The organism is Streptomyces sp. NBC_00178, from assembly GCF_036206005.1.
GTDB lineage: Bacteria > Actinomycetota > Actinomycetes > Streptomycetales > Streptomycetaceae > Streptomyces.
The window spans coordinates 5,632,740-5,642,281 of the sequence record NZ_CP108143.1 but is presented as its reverse complement, the minus strand read 5'-3'; the positions used below and the strand labels follow the sequence as shown (position 1 = coordinate 5,642,281).

The window sequence follows — 9,542 nt, the reverse complement described above, 5'->3', positions numbered from 1 at the left end:
GTGGAGGCAGGACGGTACGGCCGCTCCCGGCGTGGTGGTGCGGGAGCGGCCGGCGGTGCGGGGATCAGCGGCGGCCATGCCCGCCCGGGCCGCCGTCGAGTCCGTGGGTGTCGATGCGGTTGGTGCCCTTCTCGACTTCCTCGATGTTGTGGTCGCGGGTGTCCTTCATCATCCGCACCTGGCTGACCGTGGCGTCCGTGATGCCCACCAGCGCCTCGCGGATGGCCATCATGGTCTCCTTGGTGGTCTGCCGCTCCTTCTGCTCCTGGGGCTTGGCCTTCTCGGCGAACTCGCCTTCTGTTCCCGGCCAGTTGACCGTGGGGGCCAGCTCGTCCAGGAACTCCTCGGTCATGCTCCTGGTCAGGGTGCCGATCTCCTCCAGCTGCCTCGCCAGAGCCTCGATGCGCTGCGGGTCGACGTAGTAGCGCTGTCCCATGGGTCAGTCCCCTCCCTCTTCGCCGAGTGCGTCCCGCCAGGCCGGGGCCGCACGGCCACCGCGTGCGGGATCGTCGTCGTCCCCGCGCAGCACCTCGGGCCCGAAGATGCGCTCCCAGTCCAGCTCGAAGCCCTTGAGCTCCGGCACGTCGCTGCTGGGCTCGGTGAAGGGCGCCATCGCCTTCATGACGTGCCTGTTCATCTTCAGGCGTGCCGCGCTCGCGGCCTCCAGGACGCTGGCGGCCAGTTCCTGCGGGGACATGTCGCGGTACTTGTTCTCCAGGAAGTCGATCCCGGTCAGCTCGCCCTGCGGACCCGCGGTGGCACGGACCGCACGGTCGGAGGAGAGCGCGGCGAACGACGCCGTCCGCAGCTCGCGTTCGGTGCGCGCCACGGCCTCCTGCGCTGCCTGGAGTTCGGCCATGGCCTTCTCCAGTCGCTTCTCCAGCGGCTCCGTCACGCCCGCCCCGCCCTTCTCCGTCGTCCACTCCGTGCACCCGGGCGCCCGGCCGGCGCGCCCGGCACTGCTCGCGATCCGGGCAACTGCCGTACCGATCTTGCCTGGTGCGGGGCGCGGAGTGGAAGCCGGGGCCGGGTGGTGTGCGTCTCCCCACCCCGCACAAGCACCACCTGACGGCCCGTCATCGACCGATCACGGCCGGCGTGCCGCCCTCCTCGGTGCCCCACACGTCGGCGTCCTCCTCCAGGTAGTCGGCGGACGTGGTGGCCCTGCGGCCCGGCTCCGCCTCCTCCTCGCGGGAGTCGCCGCCGGTCGTCGCCACCCGGGACGCCGGCGTCAGGAAGGTGTCGCTGTCCTCCTGGCGGTTCCACGGGCTGCGCCTGCGCCGGTTGCGGCGTTCGCTCTCCTCGGCCGCGTCGACCAGCACGGCGCGTACGCGCTCGCCGTTGCCCTTGTCGCCGCCGCCTCCCATACCGCCCATTCCGCCACCCATGGGCATACCCGGGCTGCCGGGCGTGCCCGGGGCTCCCGGGGCGCCCGGCCCGGCGGCAGCGGGAATCTGCGAGGTGCCCGCGCCGCCCGTGACGCCGTCCGAGAGCGGGGCCACCGAGCCGCCTCCCCCCAGGGAGGCCGAGTCCGCCCCGAAAGAACCGTGGACGGACGCGCCTGCGCCCACCTGGCCTCCACCGACCCCCAGTTCGGAGAACGGCACATCCCGGGAGGCGGGTCCGCCGCCGCCCACGCCGTCGAGAGCGCCGAGTCCGGCGGATCCGTTCGGGCCGCCGGAGCCACCCAGGTCGCGGAGATCGTCGAGGAAGTCCGACGTGCTGTTTCCACCCCGCGTGTTGAGGTCGTGCAGGTCCACCGTCTCGGTCCTTCCCTGCGGGTCGGTGACGGTGGCGATGCCGGTGTCGGGGTCGATGACCTGCTTGCTGCCGTCGGGGAACGTCGTGGACAGCCGGCCGTCGTCCAGTGAGGTGACGGAGCCGTCCGGATTGGTCACCGTCGCCCCGTGGGTGAGGTCGGTCGTCACCGTGGACCCGTCCGGGCTCGTCGAGGTGAACATCCCGGTGTCCGGGTCGAAGACACCCTCGCCGCCGTTCGGGAAGGTGGTGGTGAAGTCGCCGTCGTCGAGTGCGGTCTCACCGCCGGTGGGCGTCTCCAGGGCGGACCGGTCGGCGTTCAGATTCCCCAGATCGCCGAGCGACTCCGTCGTCACGTCCGAGTTGATGTCGCCGAGGTCCCCCAGGTCGCCGGGGCCGTTCTGGCCGTTGAGGTTCCCGAGACTGCCGAGGTTCTGCGTGGTGGTGGTGCCGTCGGGCGCCGTGGAGGTGACCTGACCGGTGGCCGGGTCGACGACCTGGGTCGTCCCGTCGGGGAAGGTCGTGGTCAGCCGGCCGTCGTCACCGAGGGAGGTGACGGAGCCGTCCGGATTGGTCAGCCGCGCGCCGTCTCCGAGGTCCTGCGTGGTGACGCTGCCGTCGGGGTGCGTGGTGGTCACCAGCCCGCTGTCCGGGTCGAAGGTGCTGGAGGAGCCGTCGGGGAAGTCCGTGGTGAGCCCGGCGTCGGTGAGCTGGGTGCTGCCCCCGGTCGGGGTGTCGAGGGAGCCGCCCGCGCCGCTGTTCAGGTCCCCGAGGTTGCCCAGGTTCTGGCTGATGGCCGCGTTGGCGTCGTCGGCGGCCTTGTTCGTCCCGCCCGGGCCACCGTTGATCCCGCCGAGGCTGCCGAGGTTCTGCGCGACCGGGGCAGGACCGCCCTGCTGGTCCCCGTTCAGGTCTCCCAGGTTGCCCGTGCTCTCCGTGACCGGGATGTTGCCGTTCAGCAGTGAGTCGATGTCCTGCGCTCCGGGCCCGTTCGGGTCGTTCAGCCCGCCGAGGCTCTCCTGCACTGCCTTCTGCTGTTCCTCGGCCTCGCGCTTGGCCTCTTCCTGCTCCTTGCGCTGCTCCTCGCGGAGCTCGTCCTGGTACTTCTTGTCCTCGTCGCGCTGCTGGTTCTGCTCGTTGCGCAGGTCGTCCTGGAGGCGCTTGGCCTCGTCCTGCTCCTTGCGCTGCTCCTCGCGGAGCTCGTCCTGGTACTTCTTGTCCTCGTCGCGCTGCCGGTTCTGCTCCTCACGGAGTTCGTCCTGGTACTTCTTGTCCTCCTCCCGCTGCCGGTTCTGCTCCTCACGGAGTTCGTCCTGGTACTTCCTGTCCTCCTCGCGCTGCCGCTCCTGCTCAGCGCGAAGCTCATCCTGGTACTTCCGGTTCTCCTCGTTCTGCCGGTTGATCTCGTCCTGCTCCTCCTTGAGCTTCTTCTTCTCGTACTCCTCCGAGGCCGTGCTCGTCGACTTCGGCTTCGGGACGTTGTCGGAGAAGTCCTCGCCCAGATCGAGGAAGTGGTTGTTCAGGGCCGACTGCACCTGGGCGGCGGGCTTGCCCAGGTACTCGTCCACGCCCTGGGACCAGATCTTGACCGCCTTGTCGCCGACCTTCGCCCAGTTCGCGATGTCGCTGAGGTCGCCGTACTCCGGGTGCACCTGGGAGAAGCCGCCCTGCGGACTGTGGCTGACGGTCGTGGTGTAGCGGTTCGTGTACGACTTGATGTCCGTCTTGGCCACGTTGTTGGCGTCCACCCACTGCGCGAGTTCGTCCAGGACGTAGCGCAGCACCTGGTGCGGGTCGTAGTACGCGGACTTGGCCCATGCCAGCCAGGCGTCCAGCAGTTTGGTCGCCGAGTCCTCCAGGTAGGTGCGGCCCAGGGACAGGGCTCGCGAGTACACCGTATTGCCGGTGCCGGTCTCGTCCCCGGTGCCGACACTGGAGTTGAAGGTCTCGACGTAGCTGTCGTAGTTCTCGCGGATCTTCTTGACAAGGCTGCGGAAGACCTCCGCCGCCTCGCCCTTCCAGCTGGCGTCGTCCCGGCCGAAGCGGTCCTCCCAGTCCTTCAGCACCACAGCGTGGTCCTTGAAGAACTTGGCGGCGAAGTCGAAGGAGTCCCCCGTGGTGTTGAAGGAGTTCAGGTCCACCACGTCGGCTCCGGGGACGCCCAGGCTGCTGAACCGGGCGTCCTGCGTGCTGCCGCCCAGCAGTCCGAGCAGTGCCGCCCGCGGCCCGTTCATGTACCGGGCCAGCGGGATGGTGCTCATCTTGTCCTTGTTGTAGTCCGTGAACTCGTTGCCCTCGCGGACCTGAGCGTCGTGGACGTTGTCGGAGCCGGGCCCGGCGAAGATGATCTCCTCACCGGCCTTCACACGGCCCTCGAAGACGATCCGGGCCTGCATGATGGAACGCTTCTTGCCGCTGTCGAAGAACCAGATGTCGTAGTCCTCGCCCTTGTTCGTCAGGAACCCGGAGTCCTTGACGAGCAGGCTGAGGCTGCGCTCCTTGATGTCCATCCGGAACAGCTTGCCGCCGTGGTCGGACCGGAGCGTGTCGAAGACGGTGCTGCGGTCCGGCACCGGATATCCCGTGATGTGGGTGACCAGGGTGGCCCAGGTATCGGTCGAGGGGTCGCCGGCGCTGTCGAACTTGTCGAGGTTGGCGCCGGAGTTGGGATCGTACCGATCGGCCACCGGAGGCCCTTTCTGGTCGGATGTCGTCCGGGTCGGCGCACGGGCCCCGCGGGCTGGCGCGCGGCCGTGCGGACCTCACGCCCGCCCCGCCGGGCCGACGAGGCGCGGGGGCCCGGGCATGACACGGGATCGGGAGGCGGAGGCGGCGGTCAGGTGGTCTCTTCGCCCGTGGAGCCGCTGGTGAGGGTGTCGACCTCGTCGAAGGTCTGCAGCAGCGTCTGCGCGTCGATGGCGTCGAGGTTCTTGTTCTTGGTCTTGTTGGCCTCTTCGATGGTCTCGGTGAGCGCTTCCTTCAGCTCCTTGAAGAGGTCCATCTGGTCGCCCAGCAGCTTGTCGACGGCCACGGCCGCCGTGCGTATGCCCTCGATCAGCTTCGGCCCCGAGACGAGGGGTTCGGTGACCATCCTGCCGATGCGCAGGAGCTGCTTGTCCTGGGCCAGGTTGTCCGGGGTGGTGTGACCGTCGACGAGGTGGCCGAGCGGACGGATGTGGGCGCCGTCGCCGTCCTCCTTGTGCTTCTTCGCGGCGGAGTACACCGGCTGCACCTCGTTGTCCCGGAAGTACTCCATCTGCTTGAGGTCGAAGTGCTTGACGTCGGCCTTCTCACCGGCCATGGGACGTCCTCCTGCGGTTCGGTGCCGGGCGGGGGAGCGAAGCGGCCGGCCCTGCGCCCCGTACGGACGCCGGTGCGGCCGGCGGATGCGCGCCAGGGCGCGCACGAAGCCGGGGCCCGCCCTCCGGATGTGTGGAGACGGGCCCCGGCCGGGACCTAACGGGCCCGCACGTTCCCCCAGTTGTCGGCGCTCTTGCGCTCGTCACGGGAGTGGTTGTCGTGGATGCTCTGCACCAGCTCGCCGCTGTCGCCGAGGAGGAGGGCCATGTTCTTGGTGGCCTGGTCCCACTCCGCCTGGACCCCGCGGTACATCTGCTGGTCGTCACCCTCCCACGAGGTCACGAGCGGCCTCAGCTCGTCCTCGAGGTTGTTGAGGGTCGTGATGATCTGCTGGGTCTGGTCCTTCAGCTCCTCGATCGCGTGCCGGACCGTGGCGTACTGCACATCGATGATGCCGTCAGCCATGACATCTCCTCTCGGGTGGCCGGGCCGCGGGGCCCGGCGAGGTCACGGATGCCGGCCGTCCCTGAGGAGGCCGGTGCCGCAGGGGCGGGTCAGCGCAGTGCTTCGAAGACACCCTGGCTGGTCTTGCTGTTGAGCACCTCGGTGAGGTCCTGGTTCTCCTTGGCCAGACGGTCGGCCGAGGTCACGTTCTCCTGGAGCGCGTCGACCATCTTGCTGATCTGGATGACGACCTTCTGCGCCTCCGCGTTCCAGCTGCGGAAGAGCTTCAGCAGGGCCTGTCCCTCGTCCCCGCCGACACCCGAACGCGCGGCGATCTCACCCACGTTGTTCTGGATCTTCTCCACCGCGCTGCGGGCCGACTCCAGGGAGGAGACACCTCCCAAGCCCTTGGCATAGTCCGCTTTCCTTGCGGCGCTGTCCGCCATGTCGCGCTCCCTTCGTCGAGGCCGGTCTCGTTGCGGCGTTGCCCGCTGAGGCTAAAGAGAACCCCGCGTTCCGCGCAACGTGTGTTGGGCAAGATTTGAGCATAGGGCGGTTCGTCAGAATCCTTGTACGGCGCGGGAGTTGTCGCAATGTTGCGACGGGATGAACACACCGGTCCCGTGGCCGGGCGAGCCATCGCACCCCCGGGCGCAAAACGGTCGGCGAACGGGCGGCAGGAGAAGGCAAACGGGCATCGAAGCAGCCCGTTTCCGGCGGCGCGCGCGCATTCCCGGCATTTCCGCGGGTGCGCCCCGGTGGAAATCTGAGCTTTCTCTGAGGTTTCTCTTCGCGATCGGCACATGACGGATCGGACGGGCCGCCGCACGCGTGGGAAAATTTCTCCCCGGCCCTATCTCTTTCGTCGGCTCTCTTTCTTCGGCGGCCTATGCGGTATGTGCCGGGTAAGGGCCACGGTCAGGACGAGGAGCCGGACACCGCGGCGGTCCCCGGCTCGCCCGCCGCTGCGGCCGCGGCTTCCGCCGCGCCCTCCGGCGCGCGCTCCGCCTGCGCCTCGCCGGTGCCGCAGCGCGGAGCCGTCACCCGGGGATCGGAGGCGCCCGACGCGGCGCCCGGGTCCAGGTCGGCGCCGGTCGGGAGCGCGGCCAGCATCGGTGCGGGTACCGAGCCGATGTCCCCTGCGCCGTAGCCGAGGGCGGCCAGAGCATCTTTGGCCGGAACGCGGTACTTGACGCCGTTCTCCGCGACCAGATAGGTGGTGCCGGCGTGCGCCGCGCCGCTGGCGTTCAGGGCGCGTACGAGGGCGCCTCGTCCCGGCCGTACGACCGTGGCGTCCGTCCGGACGCACGCCGGTGCGAGCGGCTGGGCGGTGCCCTCCGACACCACGACCGGCGCGAGGCGGCTCAGCGGCACCAGCACGGACTTGATCCGGGTGCCGCCGTCGCCGCCGTCCACCTGCGCGCAGAGCGCCGTACCGCGCGGGGCGGACTGCGGGGCGGGCGGGCTGTCCGGGAGCTCCGCGGAAGCGGCGGGCGCGGAGTCCTTCGCCCGGTGGGTGCGCAGCGCGTCCGCTCCGACCGCCCGTACCTCGGGCGAGCGCCCCTCGTAGGCGTCCTTCTGCGTGGCGGGGTCACCCAGCACCAGAGCGGCGCCGAGACGCGTCAGCGGCACGAGCCCGTCCTTCTGCAGCAGGTGGTACGTGCTGCCGCCGCCGGGCACGCTCACCTCGAAAAGCTGGCCGATCCGGGTGGCTTCGCCACCCAGGTCGGGCCCTCGCGTACCTCGCCCGGGCACGGAGGGTGGCTTCAGAGCGGGGCCGGGGGCCAGCGCGTCGAGGAAGGCCGCCGAGACGGGCATCGGCTGCTCCGAGCCGTAGCCCAGGGCGTTGCGGGCGTCGGAATCGCGGTCGAGCGGCAGCCTGCTGCCCCGCCAGACCAGGTACTCGGTGTCCTCGGGTCCGACGACCAGCACGCCCCGGCCGCCGCCGATGCCCTGGGCGCCGAGCGGAGCCCCCGCGACCACCGTGGTGGCACCGGGCTCCTCCACACCGCTTCCGGTCACCCCACCGGACGTGCTGGGGAGCGGACCGCCGGGCCCGGTCACGCACATGTGCCAGGCGCCGTCGTCGAGTTCACCCGGTCCGGGCACCGCGTCGGGTGCGCCGGGTATGCCCGCCGGCGGGCCCACGGGCACGTCCCGCAGCGAGGCGGTTGCCACGTCGACGGTCGCCAGGTCGGAGCCGCCGATAAGCCGAGCGGAGGCGTAGTTGCGTACGGGATGGAGCACGCCGTCGGTGCCGGTCCAGAGGTAGCGGGCGCCCGTGTCACGGTTGACCACCAGGTGCTCGCCGTCCCGCCAGCCGTCGTTGCCGCCCGGGCGCAGCAGACCGAACACGGTGGCACCGGCGCCGATCAGGACGGTCACCAGGACGCCGAACACCACACCCCGGGTGGTGCGCCCGAGCGGGCTCTCGGGGGCGTCCGGGTCGGCCGTCAGCAGACCTGAACTCAGCCTGCCCATCATGAAGCTGTGCGCCTGAACCTGGTCGCGCTTGGACTGCACGGCCTCTCCTCAACTCGTGTCCGATGTACGGGTCGTACGGCTGCTCTCAGCCGAACAGGCCGCGCAGCCAGCCGAACAGGCCCGTCACCCAGAGGCTGAGCGGGAGCAGCGCGACGGCGAAGCCGGTGTGCGCGAGTTCCGCCGCCCGGCCCCAGTACGGCAGCACCCGTCGGCCGGGCACCGTCCACGAGGCGGTCACGAGTCCGGCGGCGGCGGCGAGCAGCACCGCGAAGACGACCATGCGTCCGGTGCCGTCGCTGTCGACGGCCCAGGCGCGGGCGAGCAGCAGCAGGCCCCAGATGCCCGGGACGGCGAGCGTCAGCCGCTGGCCGATGTGCACCAGGCCCCGGCAGTGCAGGAGCAGCAGGAGGCTCAGGACCAGTGCGGTCAGCACCTCGGGCAGGTTCGGGTGCTGGGCGAGCACGACCAGTGCGGCGGCGGCGATGACCCCGGTGGCCGCGAAGAGCGCGGTGACCCAGCGCCCGGCCAGTTCGGTGCGCTCGGCCACCTCGTCACCCGAGTACGGGTCGATGCCCTCCTGGAGCTGCCCGGCGGACGAGGGCAGCGACGGAAGCCGCATCCCGGCCAGCTTGAAGGCGAAGGGGGCGACCGTCCCGGCGGCGAGCGCGACCACCGTGGCCACGATCGCCACTGCGGCGGGCACACCCAGGCCGGTGTATCCCATCAGGGCTCCGGCGATCGCGGAGGCCACCGAGACCACCGCGGTGGCCAGCAGGGCCGGGGCGCCCACAGCCGTCGCGGCGAGCGCGATGACCGCACCGCCCGCGCCGGCGGCGCCCGCCGCGAGCAGCCGGGCTCCCACGACCTGCGCCGCGTCCGGTCCGGTGATGTCGCCGCCGGGGAGCACCCAGCCGGCCAGGGCCAGGCAGGGGGCGACCATCAGGCCGAGGGCGGTCGCGGACAACCGGTCGCCCACCGCGCGGCTGGCGGAGCCCGCGCCCGCGAGCAGCAGCAGCCCGGCCACCGCGGCGCAGGCCGCCCGGGTGGAGCCCGAGCCGGCCACCCCGGGCCGGAAGACGAGGAGGAGAGCGGCGGCCACGGTCGCGACCACGGTGCCCACGAGCAGCCCGCGGGCGGCCCCGGGGTGCCAGGTGTGGAGCCGCCGGGCGGCGGTGTCGGCTATCCCGTCGACCAGGTCGTCGAGCCGCGCCTCGGGCAGCGCCTCGGTGTGCGGGCGGAGGTAGAGCACGGCGCCGTCGGCGAGCCCGGCGCGGGCCAGGGTGCTCTCCTCGTCGAGCGGGGCGTCACCGAGCCGCTGGAGCACCCAGCCCGCGTGGTCGAGTCCGGCCTCTTCGGCCTCCTCGCCGACGTAACGCAGGAGCGTGGGCAGCAGGTCGGCGACCGGGACGTCGGCGGGCACGGCCAGATCAATGGTGACGCTCGGCGCACGCACGGTCAGGCGGCACGATTCGGCCACCGCACTGTCGGTCATCGGCTGAACTCTCGTCTTCCGTGGAGGCTTTGACAGGAGGACTCCCCCGGACCGGGGGACGTGC

Annotated in this window: 8 protein-coding genes; all 8 read right to left on the bottom strand. The window is 71.2% G+C overall.

Annotated elements, in window-relative coordinates; translation table 11 throughout:
* Window positions 1-64: 64 nt before the first annotated feature.
* Entirely contained in the window at window positions 65-436 is a 372-nt protein-coding gene (locus tag OHT61_RS24760) for a hypothetical protein (protein WP_329041252.1), read from the bottom strand.
* Between the two features lie 3 nt (window positions 437-439).
* Entirely contained in the window at window positions 440-895 is a 456-nt protein-coding gene (locus OHT61_RS24755) for a YbaB/EbfC family nucleoid-associated protein (protein WP_329041251.1), read from the bottom strand.
* A gap of 181 nt (window positions 896-1,076) precedes the next feature.
* Window positions 1,077-4,445: an AAWKG family protein gene (locus tag OHT61_RS24750; RefSeq protein ID WP_329041250.1), complete on the bottom strand. Its 3,369-nt coding sequence runs from the start codon at window positions 4,443-4,445 to the stop codon at window positions 1,077-1,079.
* Window positions 4,446-4,594: 149 nt separating this feature from the next.
* Complete coding sequence (locus OHT61_RS24745) at window positions 4,595-5,059, bottom strand: type VII secretion system-associated protein (RefSeq protein WP_329041249.1); 465 nt, start codon at window positions 5,057-5,059, stop codon at window positions 4,595-4,597.
* A gap of 155 nt (window positions 5,060-5,214) precedes the next feature.
* Window positions 5,215-5,523: a WXG100 family type VII secretion target gene (locus tag OHT61_RS24740; RefSeq protein ID WP_329041248.1), complete on the bottom strand. Its 309-nt coding sequence runs from the start codon at window positions 5,521-5,523 to the stop codon at window positions 5,215-5,217.
* Window positions 5,524-5,612: 89 nt separating this feature from the next.
* The gene (locus tag OHT61_RS24735; protein WP_327113586.1) at window positions 5,613-5,948 is read right to left on the bottom strand and encodes a hypothetical protein; all 336 of its coding nucleotides are present in this window, start codon (window positions 5,946-5,948) and stop codon (window positions 5,613-5,615) included.
* Window positions 5,949-6,420: 472 nt separating this feature from the next.
* Entirely contained in the window at window positions 6,421-8,025 is a 1,605-nt protein-coding gene (gene eccB / locus OHT61_RS24730) for a type VII secretion protein EccB (protein ID WP_329041247.1), read from the bottom strand.
* Window positions 8,026-8,071: 46 nt separating this feature from the next.
* Window positions 8,072-9,478: a type VII secretion integral membrane protein EccD gene (gene eccD, locus OHT61_RS24725; RefSeq protein ID WP_329041245.1), complete on the bottom strand. Its 1,407-nt coding sequence runs from the start codon at window positions 9,476-9,478 to the stop codon at window positions 8,072-8,074.
* Window positions 9,479-9,542: the final 64 nt, after the last annotated feature.